Source organism: Solibacillus cecembensis (assembly GCF_050272495.1).
GTDB lineage: Bacteria > Bacillota > Bacilli > Bacillales_A > Planococcaceae > Solibacillus > Solibacillus cecembensis.
Genome location: NZ_JBNNMF010000024.1, coordinates 1 through 16,772 on the forward strand (window position 1 = coordinate 1; position 16,772 = coordinate 16,772).

The 16,772-nt window shown below is 35.7% G+C and carries 21 protein-coding genes; 20 read left to right on the top strand and 1 reads right to left on the bottom strand.

The window, feature by feature from the left end; all coding sequences use genetic code 11:
• Positions 1-123: 123 nt before the first annotated feature.
• A complete protein-coding gene (locus tag ACQKIH_RS18030) occupies positions 124-1,011 on the bottom strand; it encodes a DUF1385 domain-containing protein (RefSeq protein WP_427768168.1) in 888 nt (295 codons plus the stop codon).
• Positions 1,012-1,200: 189 nt separating this feature from the next.
• Between ACQKIH_RS18030 and ACQKIH_RS18035 the strand changes: the two genes are divergently transcribed.
• The 20 genes from ACQKIH_RS18035 (at position 1,201) to ACQKIH_RS18130 (ending at position 16,772) form a co-directional block, all read left to right on the top strand.
• Entirely contained in the window at positions 1,201-1,647 is a 447-nt protein-coding gene (locus tag ACQKIH_RS18035; RefSeq protein WP_427768122.1) for a DNA helicase, read from the top strand.
• A gap of 29 nt (positions 1,648-1,676) precedes the next feature.
• A complete protein-coding gene (gene aroQ, locus ACQKIH_RS18040) occupies positions 1,677-2,105 on the top strand; it encodes a type II 3-dehydroquinate dehydratase (protein WP_057987747.1) in 429 nt (142 codons plus the stop codon).
• The gene (locus tag ACQKIH_RS18045; protein ID WP_427768123.1) at positions 2,071-3,180 is read left to right on the top strand and encodes a M24 family metallopeptidase; all 1,110 of its coding nucleotides are present in this window, start codon (positions 2,071-2,073) and stop codon (positions 3,178-3,180) included. Before aroQ ends, ACQKIH_RS18045 begins: the two co-directional genes overlap by 35 nt.
• Positions 3,181-3,197: 17 nt before the next feature.
• Entirely contained in the window at positions 3,198-3,755 is a 558-nt protein-coding gene (efp, locus tag ACQKIH_RS18050; protein WP_057987749.1) for an elongation factor P, read from the top strand.
• 132 nt (positions 3,756-3,887) lie between these two features.
• Positions 3,888-4,898, top strand: coding sequence for an NAD(P)H-dependent flavin oxidoreductase (locus ACQKIH_RS18055; RefSeq protein WP_427768124.1), 1,011 nt, complete (start codon positions 3,888-3,890; stop codon positions 4,896-4,898).
• 221 nt (positions 4,899-5,119) lie between these two features.
• Positions 5,120-5,329 (top strand): stage III sporulation protein AC, encoded by a 210-nt coding sequence (locus ACQKIH_RS18060; RefSeq protein ID WP_057987753.1) that lies wholly within the window; start codon positions 5,120-5,122, stop codon positions 5,327-5,329.
• A complete protein-coding gene (locus ACQKIH_RS18065; RefSeq protein ID WP_427768125.1) occupies positions 5,330-5,707 on the top strand; it encodes a pyruvate formate-lyase in 378 nt (125 codons plus the stop codon).
• Between the two features lie 17 nt (positions 5,708-5,724).
• Positions 5,725-6,618: a stage III sporulation protein AE gene (locus ACQKIH_RS18070; RefSeq protein ID WP_427768126.1), complete on the top strand. Its 894-nt coding sequence runs from the start codon at positions 5,725-5,727 to the stop codon at positions 6,616-6,618.
• A complete protein-coding gene (locus tag ACQKIH_RS18075; protein WP_256376287.1) occupies positions 6,615-6,749 on the top strand; it encodes a hypothetical protein in 135 nt (44 codons plus the stop codon). The genes ACQKIH_RS18070 and ACQKIH_RS18075 overlap by 4 nt, the downstream gene beginning before the upstream one ends.
• A gap of 63 nt (positions 6,750-6,812) precedes the next feature.
• Positions 6,813-7,193, top strand: a complete 381-nt coding sequence (locus ACQKIH_RS18080; RefSeq protein WP_427768127.1) for a hypothetical protein — start codon at positions 6,813-6,815, stop codon at positions 7,191-7,193.
• Positions 7,190-7,726 (top strand): SpoIIIAH-like family protein, encoded by a 537-nt coding sequence (locus ACQKIH_RS18085; protein WP_057987761.1) that lies wholly within the window; start codon positions 7,190-7,192, stop codon positions 7,724-7,726. Before ACQKIH_RS18080 ends, ACQKIH_RS18085 begins: the two co-directional genes overlap by 4 nt.
• 196 nt (positions 7,727-7,922) lie before the next feature.
• Positions 7,923-8,405 (top strand): acetyl-CoA carboxylase biotin carboxyl carrier protein, encoded by a 483-nt coding sequence (gene accB, locus ACQKIH_RS18090; RefSeq protein WP_427768128.1) that lies wholly within the window; start codon positions 7,923-7,925, stop codon positions 8,403-8,405.
• A gap of 15 nt (positions 8,406-8,420) precedes the next feature.
• Positions 8,421-9,785 carry an acetyl-CoA carboxylase biotin carboxylase subunit gene (gene accC / locus ACQKIH_RS18095; protein ID WP_427768129.1) on the top strand — a complete coding sequence of 455 codons (1,365 nt, stop codon included), beginning with the start codon at positions 8,421-8,423 and terminating at the stop codon, positions 9,783-9,785.
• 268 nt (positions 9,786-10,053) lie between these two features.
• Complete coding sequence (locus ACQKIH_RS18100) at positions 10,054-10,200, top strand: hypothetical protein (RefSeq protein ID WP_427768130.1); 147 nt, start codon at positions 10,054-10,056, stop codon at positions 10,198-10,200.
• Between the two features lie 307 nt (positions 10,201-10,507).
• Positions 10,508-11,443 carry a hypothetical protein gene (locus ACQKIH_RS18105; RefSeq protein WP_427768131.1) on the top strand — a complete coding sequence of 312 codons (936 nt, stop codon included), beginning with the start codon at positions 10,508-10,510 and terminating at the stop codon, positions 11,441-11,443.
• Positions 11,430-11,612: a hypothetical protein gene (locus ACQKIH_RS18110; RefSeq protein ID WP_427768132.1), complete on the top strand. Its 183-nt coding sequence runs from the start codon at positions 11,430-11,432 to the stop codon at positions 11,610-11,612. Before ACQKIH_RS18105 ends, ACQKIH_RS18110 begins: the two co-directional genes overlap by 14 nt.
• 35 nt (positions 11,613-11,647) lie before the next feature.
• Positions 11,648-11,944: a helix-turn-helix domain-containing protein gene (locus tag ACQKIH_RS18115; protein WP_427768133.1), complete on the top strand. Its 297-nt coding sequence runs from the start codon at positions 11,648-11,650 to the stop codon at positions 11,942-11,944.
• A gap of 517 nt (positions 11,945-12,461) precedes the next feature.
• A complete protein-coding gene (locus ACQKIH_RS18120) occupies positions 12,462-13,916 on the top strand; it encodes a hypothetical protein (RefSeq protein WP_427768134.1) in 1,455 nt (484 codons plus the stop codon).
• Entirely contained in the window at positions 13,913-15,856 is a 1,944-nt protein-coding gene (locus ACQKIH_RS18125; RefSeq protein WP_427768135.1) for a hypothetical protein, read from the top strand. The genes ACQKIH_RS18120 and ACQKIH_RS18125 overlap by 4 nt, the downstream gene beginning before the upstream one ends.
• Entirely contained in the window at positions 15,849-16,772 is a 924-nt protein-coding gene (locus ACQKIH_RS18130) for a hypothetical protein (protein WP_427768136.1), read from the top strand. The genes ACQKIH_RS18125 and ACQKIH_RS18130 overlap by 8 nt, the downstream gene beginning before the upstream one ends.

A 16,772-nucleotide genomic window follows, 5' to 3' on the forward strand; every position in this document is an offset into this window, starting at 1 on the left:
AAAAAACACCCCCTAGTTGAATTTTAGGTATCTAAACCCGAATTCAATCGAAGATGCTTTTTTTATTTGTCTATATTTTTGGGGTCAGTCCCAAAAATATGCATCGCTTTTTTCATCATTCAATTAGTCATGCGCTAACGTAGCAGCAACTTCTGGATTTTTTTCGATTTCGTGTAGCTTTTTAAATGAAGCAATCGCTACTTCAACCATATCGTCTTTTGGCTCTTTTGTTGTTAATAATTGTAGCCATAAGCCAGGGTAGCCTAAATAACGTAGCACGGGCACATTACGTACTGCATTCGTTGCTTGTAATACTTCAAAAGAAATACCAAGGACAACTGGAATTAATAAAATACGGCTTACTAGACGCACCCATAAAGGATCAACGGGCACTAAGAAGTATGTAAACATGCCGACAAAAACAGTAAATAAAATAAAACTAGAACCACATCGGTAATGTAAGCGAGACTGTTTTTGAACGTTTTCTACTGTTAATTCCATGCCGGACTCGTGACAATTAATCACTTTATGCTCGGCACCGTGATATTGGAATACGCGCTTAATTAAAGGCGTCATCGCAATAATTTGTAAATAGGCAAGTAATAAGATGAGCTTAAAGGCAGATTCGATTAAAATTTGGATCGTTTTACCTGGGAACCATGGCTTAAATAATTCTGCCATAAACATTGGTACTAAAGTAAAAACAAATTTACTAAATAAAAATGTTAAAACCCCAATGAGTGCAACGCCTAAAATCATCATTAACTTAGAAGGCTCTTCACCTTCTTCTAAGTTTTCTTCGCCTGGATCGACATCGTAGCGATCTGATGCAAATTGGAGGTGACGTGAACCGAAGCTAGCCGATTCGATTAAGGCAACGACACCACGTACAAAAGGTATTTTTTTTAGCTTTTGATAAATCGGTTTTTTCTCTTTTTTAATATGGAAATAATCAATGGTATCGTCATTTCGACGAACCGCTGTTACCATATGATCTTGCCCAGCGAACATGACACCTTCAAGAAGTGCTTGCCCCCCGTATACCAGCGCATTATTACTCACTTGCAGTACACCACTCTCTGTAAATAGATTCTAACTATTGATTTTATTATTGTACTAGATTTTATGAAAAAGCACTACGTAAAGGTATAGGAAATTTTTCGTTTGGTGAAACTTAAACGAGAAAGAGGTGCATGCGCAATGTCGATTATTTATACAGCACTAGCTGTAACCATTTATTTTGTAGGTAGTTTAAAGTTGCTCCATTTGTTTCATATGATTAAATGGAGCCCGGTTAGCTTTATGAAAAAATGGGAGGCTTTTCAACCGAATGTGTTTGAAAGGTGGCTCATCTTCTTTATTGGTGTGTTTGTCCTTGTTTGTCTCGTTTATTTTTTAGCGCGCACAATCATCGGAAAATCTCCATTTGCTTTTTCACTCATTGCCGGTTTGATTTTCGCGATTTTATTGGAGTTCCGAATTTTACATTTGCCGATGGAATTGGAGTCCATTAAAAAATTATCAATTCCTTTTATCGTCATCGTCATTATCGGGCTACGCGTCTTAACAGAAACCGCCCAATATTACCGCTTCCAATTGTCGGAGCAGTCGAAAGTATTGATGTCTGAAAAGTCTGTGATAAAATAGGGGGAGTAACGAAAAAAGGGGAATTCATGATGAAATTGGTAATATTGAATGGTCCAAACTTAAATCGATTAGGCAAGCGTGAACCAGAAATTTATGGCTCTGAAACATTAGCAGATGTCCAAGCAAAATGTGAGGCATTAGCAGCTAATTTTGATACAACAATTGAATTTCACCAATCCAATCATGAAGGTGTGTTAATTGATTGGCTTCACGATGCTGCGGATCGTGGTTGTGATGGTATTATTTTTAACCCTGGAGCATATACACATACATCTATTGCGCTGCGAGATGCCATTGCCGCAATAGATGTTCCTGTAATTGAAGTACATATTTCTAATATTCATGCACGCGAAGCATTTCGTCATGAATCCAAATTAGCCGCAGAATGTATCGGTCAAATTTGTGGTCTTGGCACATTTGGTTATGAGCTCGCAATGCGTAAGTTTTTACAAAGATAAGTGGGGGGGAAATAACTTGAAACTAGCAAAATTACGCCAAGCATTACTAGATAATGGTGTAGATGCATTATTAATTACGAATGACTATAACCGCCGTTACATGACGGGTTTTACAGGTACGGCTGGTGTTGCGATTGTTTCGCAAAATGACGCGGTATTTATTACAGACTTCCGTTATACCGAACAAGCGGAGGCACAAATTACAGATTTCCGTATCGTTCAACATAAAGGAACGATTTTTGAAGAAGTGGGTAAACAAGTGGCATTAATGGGCATCAAAACGCTTGGATTTGAGAAGGATGCACTTCTTTATGGGTTGTATGAAGTGTATAAAAAGACAGTAAAAGTAGATTTTGTTCCACTTTCAGGGTTAATTGAAAAAATTCGCTTGATTAAGACACCTGAAGAGATTAATATTATTAAGGTTGCATGTGAAATTGCAGATAATGCATTTACACATATATTAAACTTTATTAAGCCTGGTCAAACAGAGCTTGATGTATCGAATGAATTAGAATTTTTCATGCGTAAACAAGGTGCGACAAGCTCATCTTTTGATATTATCGTAGCAAGTGGTTTACGATCAGCGTTACCACATGGTGTCGCAACAGATAAAATTATCGAACAAGGTGATTTTGTAACGCTTGATTTTGGTGCATACTATAACGGATACATTTCAGATATTACGCGCACAATTGCAGTAGGGCAACCTTCAGATAAATTAGTGGAGATGTACAATGTTGTATTAGCTTCACAGTTATTAGCACTTGAAAAAGTAGGTCCAGGCATGACAGGTATTGCGGCAGACGCGATAGCTCGTGATTATTTAACAGCAAATGGTTACGGCGAAGCATTTGGCCACTCAACTGGTCACGGAATCGGCTTAGAAGTGCATGAAGGACCTGGATTATCATTCCGCTCAGAAACGGTTTTAGAGCCGAATATGACGGTAACAATTGAGCCTGGTGTCTATTTACCTGGAATTGGTGGCGTTCGAATTGAGGACGATATTTTAATCACTAAAACGGGTAATGAAGTACTAACGCATTCGACAAAGCAATTAATCATTTTATAATTTGGAGGAAAAAACTCATGATCTCAGTAAACGATTTCCGTACGGGTTTAACGATTGTCGTTGACGGCAACTTATACCGCGTACTAGAATTCCAACACGTAAAACCAGGTAAAGGTGCTGCTTTCGTACGTTCAAAATTACGTAACCTACGTAACGGAAACGTACAAGAAAAAACGTTCCGCGCGGGTGAAAAAGTAGAAAAAGCAATGATCGAAAACCGCAAAATGCAATATTTATATGCACAAGGTGACGAGCATGTGTTCATGGACATGGAGTCTTATGATCAAACGACTTTAGCGGAAGCACAAATTAAAGATGAGTTATTATACTTATTAGAAAACATGGAAATTCACATCCAAACTTTCCAAGGTGAAATGTTAGGTCTTGAATTACCAAACACGGTTGTCCTTGAAGTAGCAGAAACAGAGCCAGGTATTAAAGGCGATACAGCTTCTGGCGGTTCAAAACCAGCAAAAATGCAAACGGGTGTAATGGTAAACGTACCATTCTTCGTAAACCAAGGCGACAAATTAATCATCAACACAACTGAAGGCTCATACGTTTCACGAGCTTAATTCATAATTAAGGCAGACAATTATTTTCGATTGTCTGTCTTTTTTTGACTTCTCAAGTTTCGAGGAGAATATTACATTTTATGGTGAAAGTAGACTGGAAATAAAGTATAATCAAGCAAAGGAGTGAGTTTGATGATGCAAAATTTCGCCTTAAGAAAACCAATGATTCAAGCACCGATGGCAGGTGTGACGTCCCCAAAATTTGTAGCAGCATGTTGTGAAGCGGGCATATTAGGGGCGATTGGAGCAGGCTATTTAAATGGTGCTGAAACGAAAGAATTCATTCAGCAAGTGAAAGCAATTACAGATAAGCCGTTCTGTGTAAATTTATTTGTCCAAGAAGAACCAAGAATTGATATTGGGGTATTGCAAGATGCACGTGTCGCATTGCAACCATTTTATGAGGAGCTCGGTGTATCCAATACACAGCGCGTTGTTTCCGCGGAAGTATTTGATGGACAAGTACAAGCTATTATCGATGAAGATGTAAAAATTTGTTCGTTTACATTCGGTCTACCAAATGAAAAAACGATTTCTAAATTGAAAGCACATGGCGTTTATTTGATTGGGACAGCGACGACGGTGGAAGAAGCCGTGGCAGTTGAAAATGCAGGCTTTGATGCAGTCGTTGTTCAAGGAAGTGAAGCGGGTGGACATCGTGGCTCGTTTACAGATCCGATTGAATTGATTCCGACAAAACAATTGCTGCAAGATGTGCGGGGGAATATATCTATTAATTGCATCGCAGCAGGTGGAATTATGACGGCTGCGCAAGTAAAAGAGATGCTGGAATTAGGCGCAACAGCGGTTCAAATTGGCACAGCTTTATTAACGGCACATGAGTGTGAAATAAGCGATGCGCATAAAAAAGCGGTGTTGGAGTCGGAACAAAAGGCAACTACTTTGACAAAAGCTTTTACTGGTAAATATGCACGCGGCTTAAAAAATGAATTTACAGAAAAGCTAAAGGACTCGGTTGTCGCACCTTATCCAGTCCAGCATTATTTAACGCTAGCTATTCGCAAGGAAAGTGCTAAGCAAAATAAGCCACAATATTTATCGTTATGGATGGGTGAAAATAGTTATTTAGCGAAAGCTGCTTCTGTTCAAGAGATTATTGAAGAGTTAACACCAACAAGTTAAATTGATTATATAGGGCGCAGAAGTGGAGATATCCTTTCTGCGTCTTTTCTTGTAATTATTTTCAATGAATCAATCCTCAACTAATCAAATTGCGCCGCATATACGAAAGCTAGCTCGTCCAAAAAAATATGTATAAGAGAATTTGATGGCATCAAGCAACTATCTCAAGTGCTTAAATTCATTCGTCCTGCATATAGTTTCGGTAAGGGGGGAGGGCTTTTTTGGAATTGCAAGATGTGCTTCGAGTAGCAGGAGTAGGTTTAGTTATAGCACTTCTTCATATATTCTTTGAACAGCTAGGGAAAAAAGAGTTTTCGTTTTTTTTATTCTTTGTGGCGTATCTTTATATAACAGTAGAATTAATACGATTTTTACGGTTGTTTTTTAATGAAATCGTCGTATTCTTTCAATGGTTATCCGTCTTAGGTTAAATGAGTATATTATTTGCAAGTGTCATCATTATATTGCTCCTTCAGCTGATTAAACAATCTATGGACAGGCTTCATGCGATTATTCTCATCGTCTTTTTTTTTATATTTGTTCAATTTATTATTCGGCGACAGTTAATTCCATTTTGGCAACTGCTAGAGGAAACGTTTAGGCAAGCCCCGTATACAAAAGGACTTTTATTTACCGCATTTTTATTAATTTTAAGTGATTTGATTTGTGAACTATTAGAGCAAATGGAATATGATGCATTTACTTTCGTTGTGAAATTGTCTATTCGATTAACTTTAGTTGGGTATTGGTTTAATGAATTGCAGCCAGCGTTTAAATCCGTACTGGAATTGCTAGAAAGGTTACAATAATGGATTATTTCCTATCAATGTTTTCGCAACCGATTCAGTCGATTCTTACAGCAATCTCGTTCACAGTCCTCTATATTCTACTCTATTTACTACTAATTGCCGTCCTACCACAGCATACGGCGATTATCGAACAATTATTTATACTCCTCTTTATCGCGATGTTCGCACAAAAAATAATGGATGCATTTCTCGTCCTAAGTGAACTGATCACGGTACTTCAAAGCTTTTTTATCCTAATGATTCCGATTATTTCGACCATGCTTGTCGCGGTTTCAACCATTTTTACTTTTATTGCTTGGAATCCTGTCATCATTATGGTGATTCATTTTTTACTATTTATTTGTACAAAACTGTTAATTCCATCACTGTTGATTGCATTAGTTTTGGATGTTTGTACAAAAATTTATCCAGCAATTTCCTTTGCAAAAGCGGCTGATCTCATCCGGTCTTCTGCTTTAAGCATTATTGTCGCTTCCGTTTTAGCACTCACGTCAATATTATCTTTTTCAGGAGTGGCCTTTTTTCAACTAAATGATGCGGTGAAATCTCCTATAAAAAAATTAGTAGAACAAAATATACCACTCATTGGCAATTTAATTGTAGAAGGGTTGTCATTATTTCAAAAAACGCAATCGACCATATCGACCGTTTTCGGGATTGGCTTTTTGGCCGTTGTGTGGAGCGCGGCGTTTTACCCGGCGATGACGCTTTTACTTCATGCGCTTATGTTTAAATTCATTGGGGCGCTCGTGGAACCTTTTTCGAATACGCGGATTAGCAGTCTGTTTGATGATGTAGGTAAAACGTTGATGGTGCTCTGTGCGGTCGCATTGTTACTCGGTTTTTCGATTATTTTTATTGTGATGCTATGTATCGTTTTAATGCAGCTTTCGTTTGGAGGGAACACATGATTGATATACTTTTGATTGTTTTGCTCGGGAGTAGCCTATTATTTTTTGTAGAGGAAAAGGAGTGGCAAGTGTATGTAAAACTAGCACTTTATATTTCAGTCTCTCATTTATTCTTGTCCCTCTTTGCATAAAGTATCAAAAGTTCTCATACATTGAGATGAAAAAATGAAAAGGGGGGCGCATTACGCACACATGTGGATAAAAAACAAGCGAATCGTCCTCTTTTACTAATTGGGAGCGTCGTCGTAATCGTAGTAATATTTATGTTCACATTGAATTCAACAAATAAAGGACAACAGCGATTGACGGATGAACAGCAGTTGGCACAAATTTTGAGTGAAATGGATGCTGTAGGACAAGTTCAAGTGTATTTTCATTATGAGCAAGAAACAGAAAGCGGCAATTTCTTAACGCTCTCCAAAGGGCAAAAAATGACAGGGGTCATAATTGTTGCGGAAGGTGCGCATCAATCAACTGTGAAAAGTTTATTGAAAACGACAGTCAGTACAACCTTGCAAATACCAGCGCATCGCATTCAAATTGTCCCTATGCAAATTAAGGAGGAAGAAAAATGAAGGTAAAAAAACGTACAGTGTGGTTTTTAACATTATTTAGTTTAGTGGCGGTAATTGGTGTGTATTATGCCGTAGATGGTAATAAAACAGGAAATATGCTGACTATTTTTACAGATAGTGCGTTAGATGAAACGGATATTTTAGGGGTTACTCCAGACATTACAAAAACAGTAAACTCAGAAAGTGATCTATTCCAAGAGATGCGCTTGGAAGTAAGCAATAAAAGAAGCCAATTACGCGAACAGTTAACATTAAAAACGGCTTCTTCAGAATATACTGCAGAAGAAAAAAGCGCGGCATTTGATGAAATGGAGCAACTCATTAATCGAGAGTCAACAGAGGCGACGCTAGAAATGCTTGTCAAATCATTCGGCTATGACGACGCATTAGTGCGCATTGAAGATGAAAAAGTAGCGGTTACTGTAATGTCAGATGAAAATTCAAAAGCACAGGCGAATGAAATTGTGCACCTAATTAAAACTGAAGTAGACGAAAATGTAATAGTAACGGTGGACATTAAACCGTTTTATTGAGAAAATATAAATAGTAATGCATGAAAAGGTGACTGTGTTATAGAGCAGATAATATTAAGTTGTTTGTTTTAACACAGTTATCCTCTATTTTATGTGATTTTTTAATAATTTTTCAAGAATGTATTTCAAAAGTATTCAAAAAATTATAAAATAGAAATTGTGTTATTATTATTTTTGTTTAAAGGGAGAGTTCAGAATGTTCAAAGTTCAAGAAATTAGAGAAATTATTAAATTAGTAGATGCATCATCTATTGATGAATTTGTTTATGAAGCAGATGGGGCAAAAGTTAAACTTAAAAAAAATAGCGGCGTTACAGAAGTAGTAGCACCTAAACAAGCAGCAGCACCGGCTCCAGTAGCAGTAGCAGCAGTACCAGTAGCAGCGCCAAAAGTGGAAGCACCAGTTGAGGTAGCAGCACCAGTAGCTGAAACAACGGATTTACACAAAATCACTTCACCAATGGTTGGGACATTCTATCAATCTCCAAACCCAGAATCACCTGCATTTGTTAAAGTGGGCGATAAAGTAGGCGACGAGTCAATTGTATGTATCGTTGAAGCGATGAAATTATTCAATGAGATTGAAGCTGAGATTAAAGGTGAAATTGTAGAAGTTTTAGTTAAAGATGGCCAATTAGTAGAATATGGTCAACCTCTATTCCTAGTAAAAGCTGAATAAGGAGTGCTGACACCGATGAAAAAAGTATTAATTGCAAACCGTGGTGAAATTGCAGTGCGTATTATTCGCGCTTGTAAGGAACTAGGTATTCAAACTGTAGCTGTCTATTCTGAAGCAGATGCAGATGCATTACACGTAAAATTAGCGGACGAGGCTTATTGCATTGGTCCTAAACTATCAAAAGATTCTTACTTAAGTTTCCCAGCTGTTTTAGGCGTTGCGCAAAAAACAGGCGTTGACGGGATCCACCCAGGCTATGGTTTCTTAGCTGAGAATGCTGCATTTGCAGAAGCATGTGAAAATGCAGGCATCAAATTTATCGGTCCTTCTTCTGATGCGATTAAGATCATGGGGATTAAAGACGTTGCACGTGACACAATGGAAGCGGCAAACGTTCCTTTAGTACCAGGCACAGGGATTGTACCTGATATCGAAACGGGTAAAGAATGGGCTGCTAAAATCGGTTACCCAGTCATCATTAAAGCAACTGCTGGTGGTGGCGGTAAAGGGATTCGTGTAGCGCGTTCTGAAGAAGAGCTTATTAAAGGCATCGACATTACACAAAAAGAAGCGGCTGCGGCATTCGGTAACCCAGGCGTATACTTAGAAAAATTTATCGAGTATTTCCGTCACTGTGAAATCCAAGTGCTTGCAGATGGTCACGGCAATGTTGTTCACCTTGGTGAGCGTGACTGTACGGTTCAACGCCGTATGCAAAAACTTGTTGAAGAAGCGCCATCACCAGCTTTATCTGAAGAGCGTCGTGCAGAGATGGGTGAAGCTGCGGTTAAAGCGGCACAAGCTTGTAACTATGAAGGCGCGGGTACAATCGAATTTATCTATGATTACCAAGCAGATAAATTCTACTTCATGGAAATGAACACACGTATCCAAGTTGAACATACGATTACTGAAATGATTACGGGTGTTGACTTAGTACAACAACAATTAAAAATTGCTGGAGGCGCTAAGCTACCATTCCAACAAGAAGATATCAGAATTAATGGATGGGCTATTGAATGCCGTATCAATGCTGAAAATGCATATAAAAACTTTATGCCTTCAGCTGGTACAGTAGATACTTACGTAGTACCAGGTGGTTACGGTGTACGTGTTGATTCTGCTGTTTATGCGGGTTATACAATCCCACCTTACTATGATTCAATGGTTGCGAAACTAATTGTTCATGCAGATACACGTGCAGAAGCAATCGCTAAAATGAACCGCGCATTATCAGAATTTGAAGTAGCTGGACCAGGAATTCACACAACAATTCCTTTCCACCAAGCTTTAATGAACAATGACGTGTTCAAATCAGCGAAATTCAACACGAAATTCCTTGAAGAGAATGATATTTTAGGTACATCTGTTAAGGCTTAATTTGTTTTAACAGGTGTTGGTGGAATAGAACAGGGAATAGAATGATCTAAAAAATATAAATTTTTTACCTTCTGACAATTAAATTTGTTGGGAGGTTTTTTTGATTAGAAAAGGGTCAACACCAAAATCTGTTTTTGTAATAAATTTACGCGGTTTTGCAGTATGTGCGGTCGTTATGGAGGGATTAATAAATTGATGTTTTGCGTTAGTTTGGAATAATATACATCGGAAACTTTTTGAATGGCGGCGAAATTGGCTAATAAATGAGGTGATTTGGCTAGTAAAACGCGGATTGGCTAGTAACAGCATCATTTTGGCTAGTAACCGACGTATATTGGCTAGTAATGCTTGGAATGTGGCTAGTATCGATGAGGTAATGGCTAGTAAAGCGGCTAGTAACATGTGGATTGGCTAATAACAGCGTCTTTTTGGCTAATAACCGATGTATTTTGGCAATTAACGCTCTTCTGCAAATAATTATTAAACTACACCGGGTGCACAAATAATTCTGAAAATATACTACAATTTATAAAAATCCATTGAGTGTTGTCAGGTTAGGGAAGTCCTATGTGAGAAAATTGAACATAGGGCTTTTGTGTATATAGTAGGAAAAGAGAGAATATGGTAAATTAACTTTGAGTGAAATCATTCAAGTAGAAGAAAATTTATAAAAACTTGCTTTGAAACGAAATAATAAAAATGATTGGGGATCGTGAAGTTTAATGGAGATGGATAACAACCACTACATCGAGCAGTGTAGGGTAAATTATGAGGAAATAGTAAATAAGGCAAAAGAAAGAGCGGCTCAAGGCTATGGAGTGTTAGAGGTAATGGTAAGATCGATATCGTATGGACTATTAAAAACCGACTACGATAGATGGTTAAATGAGTGCATTTCTCATCAAGATTGGCAAAAGTGGAATGATTTAATTTTCCAAAAAATGCGTTATAACTTACTTCCGGGATGTGAAGGAGGGTATGATCATTGTGCAAATCTGTTACATATTTTAGATGCGTTCGCTTGTGGGGATAACGAAACGATGGAGCGCATTCTTCCACATGAACTCGGTTTTACTAAAAATGGCTACCCGTTTTATGTTGTGATGAGCAATCTCTTAATGGCAATATGGTATAAAGATGAAAAGTTGCTGCCAAAAGCACTCTCTGCTGCCGAAAAGTTTGTTGGCACAAAGAAACCGCAATGGGAGCGTTCGGGCGTTGCATTTATTCTTTCATTACACAATGAAGATATTGAGGGAATGGGGGAGAATTTACAAAATATGTGTGCAGGATACATGCGGGCAGATTTCAGTAAGCCATTGAAACAGCTATGTGTACCTGCACATGGTCTTTATTGCTTGGCAAAAAACTTATTGCCTGCAGAGATATTTCAACAGATAAAAATGCCAGAACACAAGAACTTTTCTCAAGAATTTGCAAATTGGAGAAATGAAAATCCACACCCTGTATTAAATTTATACTTCGAATATCCGGCGCCACTAGAAACCCTTAATCAAATTTATAAGGCTAAAGTTGCTAAAAGCATCATTTCACAACCATATCTTCATAGCGATAATCCATATCATTCTCCGCAATTAAAGAAAAAATGGTTTCTTGATGAGAGGGCGATGCTGAAAGAGTTTGTTGAAGATATGTAACTTAAAAAAACTTGCACCAGGTGCATCTACAACAGCATGGGAAGTTCAATTTAACGCATGGATTTACGAAAAAACACAAAAGACACCTCTTAAAGAAATAATAAAGGCGAGGAAATATAAAGATGACTATTTACAAAGAGAAAAACTAAGAAAAGAAAAAGAGGAATAAAAAAATAAAATATAAAAGGAGACGCGTCGCTACGAGTGATTTTAAAAAAACGATTAGAAGATTCTGAATTCTCGGAAGCATGGGAAGAAACAAAGCTTGAGTATTTGTTAGTACGAAATATTCTTAAAAGAAGGAAAAACTTAGGGAAAACACAAAGTAAGCTAGCAAAACGTACACGTACTGCACAAAGTACGATTTCACGTATTAACGCTGGAAATTCAAAAGTAACGTTAAGAATGCTTGGAGAACTCGCGAAAGCATTAGATACGACCGTACATTACTTAATCACAGACGAATCATCTAATACTGAATTAGCTCAAGTATCAGTTTGAGAGGGCTGAAATTAAATCTGGTTCTTTTTATTTGCGCAAATGGATCAGACTGCATAGGTGTGCTAATGACTTTATGAATTGCACCGGGTGTAGAAACATTTTGAGTGCTTCAACATACCGAATGTTTTCCTGGAAATTCCTTTTTAACTTTATTGTAATAATGGTACAATATTGATATAAATATCCCAACATTTACCGGATGTTTTATTCGGGGAGGAGCAAAGTTGAAAATCAAAACGAAATTGTGACCGTCTTGATATCGTTTGCTAACGGGTATTGTTTGAGAAAATTTTCACCAAATTGAGCAAATGAAAGTTGTTGTTCTTTTCATTCATGTTTAAATATAAAAAAATCTAGAGAGTACACTATTATGATAATTTCACTACTTTTTAGTCTGGATTAGGGATGGTTTTAGCGGGCTGCCCATTTTCGAGGGAATTAAATATATATATCTAAAGCGGTGAGTTCACGAAAGTCTTTGATTTAATATATTTCTAAAAATAAAGGAGGTATGAAATTGACGGCGAAAATTAATATCGCGTTAGACGATGAAGGGAAATATGTGAAAGTACAAGATGCCGTTAAACGCCAAAAATATTTTTGTTTGAATTGTGCAGAAGCCTTAATTCCAAATAAAGGGGAAAAGAATATTCATTACTATAGACATTTCACTAAAAAAGGAGAAGCAGAATTAATTGAATGTGAATTATATTTGTCTAATGAGTCAGACTATGGAGTCCTAATGGATGAACAAAGTTATGAGAATAAAATTCGATTTGTAATTGATGAATCTTTAAATATCAAAATTAAATTACCATCTCTGGATAGAAGCGCTTTTGTCAGAATGGATATTGATAATCTATATTTCTCTATACAAGTACAAAATAATAGTATATATAGTACAGATTTAGGTAGTAGAAACCTAAAACGGTATTTAGATGTAACCCCTGAAAAGGAATATAATATTGAGTTTATTAATGAAAGAAAAGCACGACTATTAGAATATGAAATTGTAGATAAAATACAGCTTTTTTCAAATAAGACCTTACTATTCAAAAAAAGTAGTGGTGAATTTATTAATATTTCATATTTGAAAACCAATTTATCAGACGAGTTCTTTTTACTCTCATTAGGTCCATTAAATATACATAGTGATTTGATTTTAAAGAATGATGCAATAAAAAACGGGATTTATATGTATCATTTATTTCTAGAAAATCTAACTGATCAACTCATTAATTGGTTTGAGAAGGATACAAATTATACCATTGTGCCGAATAGGAAATGGATTGATTTAATTTATCCTAACTGTTTTCAGTACAGCGAATATTCAACGTTAGTGGAGACGGAAAAAGTCATATTAAAAGTAACCCCCTCCTCAATAAAAGATCGAATAGTATATTTAAATGCAACAGGCGAAAAGGAATTTTTGCTAGTTGATGAGAATGGACATGCGGAAGTCGAGTTAGAAGTGAATAGAGCTTATGATTTTCACTTGAATCATGTTATTTGTAATGAACTCAGGGTAATGCGAGTCAAAGAAATACTACTAACCTCAAAATATGCAATGAATATTCTTAACAAAGGGGAAGCGAAAAATATTGCTGCTCTTCAACTTAGTAAGAGGTTATCTATTGAATCAAAAAGTGATTTCCAAGTGTTTTTAAAAAATGAATATCCATTTTGGGTAAAAAACTTTGAAGGAAAGGTTCCGGAAGCTTTGCATTTTCCGTTTATTGGGACAATATATCGTACAAAGAAATCGAATATAAATGGACAATTAGACTGGGAATTAATACTTTCTTCCAATCAATATCTTGTAGTGAAAAACAGTGAGTATACTAGTCTGTTAAAGTGGCTAAAAAGTTCTGATTTACCTCAAAAACCAATTTACATTGCACATCTTTTAAAACACTACAATAAATTACCGAAAGAAATGATAAAAATTTTAAGAGGAGGGGGTCTACAATGATTGTATTATGTAAAAACTTTAATGCTTTTGACTATGTTGTTGTTACACCGGTGGCTGAGCTTAAAGAGAATAGGTTGGTAATGATTACTGAAGAAAGTAAAACAGAGTTGTTCCCTAATAACGGGAAAATTTTCACGCCGAATATTTTTCAAAAAGTTACTGTTGGAAACTTTATGCTATATGAACTAGAACCAAGTATTAAATATTATAAAGAGCTTGAAAGTAGCAACTACTATACTGTGAAGCGAGCTAAGAGTAATAGCTCTTTACTTGAAATTTATGACTTGGAAGAGAGTTATGAAAGTGAAACCCATGAGATTATAAAAATAATTCGTTTTGGTTTTTCTAATAAGGTAGAAATGTTACCCGAGATTCTACTTCGAACATCTGATAATTACTTACTCGGCCCATTTAGAAGTGAATATGATCACGATAAGCAATATGTTCATTTGGTAAATGACTTCGAGATTGATAGATATTTTCTTCCTGTATACTCAAATATTAATGGGCAAATGGGAATTACTACTTATTTTGATGAGTTTGATGGTATAGAAAGAAAGTTTTCTCTAAATTACCCCAATCAAAATGAAAATGTTGGCAATCTGGATATAGCGCCAGATGAATATATTATACGTGAAGCAATTCGTTTTATAAGAGGATATGAAGAATTCGGTGATATTACTAGACGAGTATCAAGAGGAATAAATGATTGGTTAAAAAACATAGCATATTCAGAAAGCTATAACATTTCGAGATTAGAAGAGGCAGTAGAGCTTTTACGAGAAATTTCACCGGAAATAGATGCAGATAGTTACAAAGATTATTCCACAGAACTGTTATCATTACCTTCATTTAAAAGTGAAATTAGAAAGAGTAAAGAAGAGCAATTTCAGCAAGAATATGAAAAATTCCAGAATGAAAATAAATTGCTGTTTAGTGAAAATGAAAATTTGAAGTCGGAAAGCAGTGAAATAAAAAATAGTATTAGCACTCAGCGTAAGAAACTAGAACAACTGAAAAATGAGCTAGAAACCTATAGCCAATTTATGATTTCTAAAAAAGAATCAATGGAAGAGGAAGTTTTAAAGCAATACTTCCAACAACTTGTAAATCTGAATGTCTCTAACCATAAAAATAAACAAGTTACTACTTTTATTACAAAGAAAGATTCTAGCGAAGAACTTAAAGTGCATAAAGATGTAGAAATTCTTAAAAAAGATTTTAAACATAATCTGAAGCAATTTGGAGAACGAGATGTCGAAAATATAATTTTCGATTATTGTTTAATGGCAATAAAATTCAACCAACCGCTTTTTTTAGTAGGAGAATCTTCATTTATATTAGCAAATATTATTCAGAAGACATTTTCAGCTCAGTACAGTGAGACGGTTATTCCAGACACGGAAAATTTCAACTTAAATGTGTTGGATGAAATTAATAATAAACAAATGTCTTACTTAAACTTTACAAATATACATAATGTACATGTATCTTCCGCATCTTTAAATTTAACAGGGTTTATAAAGGCGTATGAACTACAGAATAATAACAATAAGGTTATTTTCACTTTTGATTCATTTGAAGAGAGTAGGTTTATATTAGAGCAAATGAAAAGTTATTTAATTTTAGATATATCTCATAAAGCTTTTTCACCAAGTCCTTTTGAAAGTAATAATCCACTGAAGCATGGTCAAATTGATAGCGAAATTCTAGAAGAATATATTCAACCAATCTCAGGTTTTGAAGAATCCTTGGAAAATCTAATAGAAGCGATTGGGAATTCTGAGGAGCTAGAGATAGAGAATGAGAATATAGAAAAAGAGTTGAAAAATTCATTAAAAAAACTAGTCTATGTAAATCAGGTTCAAGGGAAAACAGAAAAGTCGATGAGGTATTTCCCATTTCTATTAACTGGATTAAGGGAAGACTTAAATGAATAATGCAGAAGTTTGGCATTATTCATCAGAATTGAATGCTCTCTCTAACTTTACGAAGAGCCTTATTTTGTTTAAATCCGAAGAAAGGGGACGAGAACGAGCACATATTAAATCATTTCGAACAATCCTAGAAAGAAAGATAAATAATAACCCAGTATATGAGTCCTTTTTTGAACAAGATAAATCTAAGGTACTGCAAGTGCTGCGATACCTTGAAAAATGTGGGGAAATATCGAATTTGGGTTCAGGATATTATTCAGTATTATCTGTTCGACATATACAGTTGCCTGCTTCCCGCTCGATACTTAGAGTAGGTGAGCTTAGAGTTAAAACTGGAGAAGTAAATAATCTTGGCCTAGCTTTGAATGTTGAAAGAACCATAGAAAATCCAATAGAACTGAAAGATTATAGATTTGATCTTGACATGGCAGAATGGTTGCTGCTTTTTAAAGAATCTAAAAAAAAGATTGAGTTATTCAAAGAAGAATACTTTGAACCAACAAAAAACGGTTTTATAAAGGTTAAGAATAATGGAAATTTGAAAGAAGGAGAATTGTATTATATTCTTTCATATCCACCGTTAGGTGATATGAAAGAATATTATGTTGCTAGAAGAGTAGGGAGTGACTGGCAAGGCCAAAGAGTAAATTCTTATCTTTATAAATCTAGGCTGGCAGTTCTTACAGCTAATGGGTACAATCCTACTTATGCCATTATCCAACTAGACAATAATAATAAATGTTCTTTATTTCAAATTATGCTGTCAGATTTTTTACCAACTGTAGAAATGGAGCAAGTATATTTATTTTCTATTCCAGAAAAGTTAAAGTATTGCAAAATCTATTATGTTCAGCAAGATTTTATAGCTGATTTTATAGCTGTTTTAAAAACATTAAGTTTTGTAGAAGGGAATGTTTAA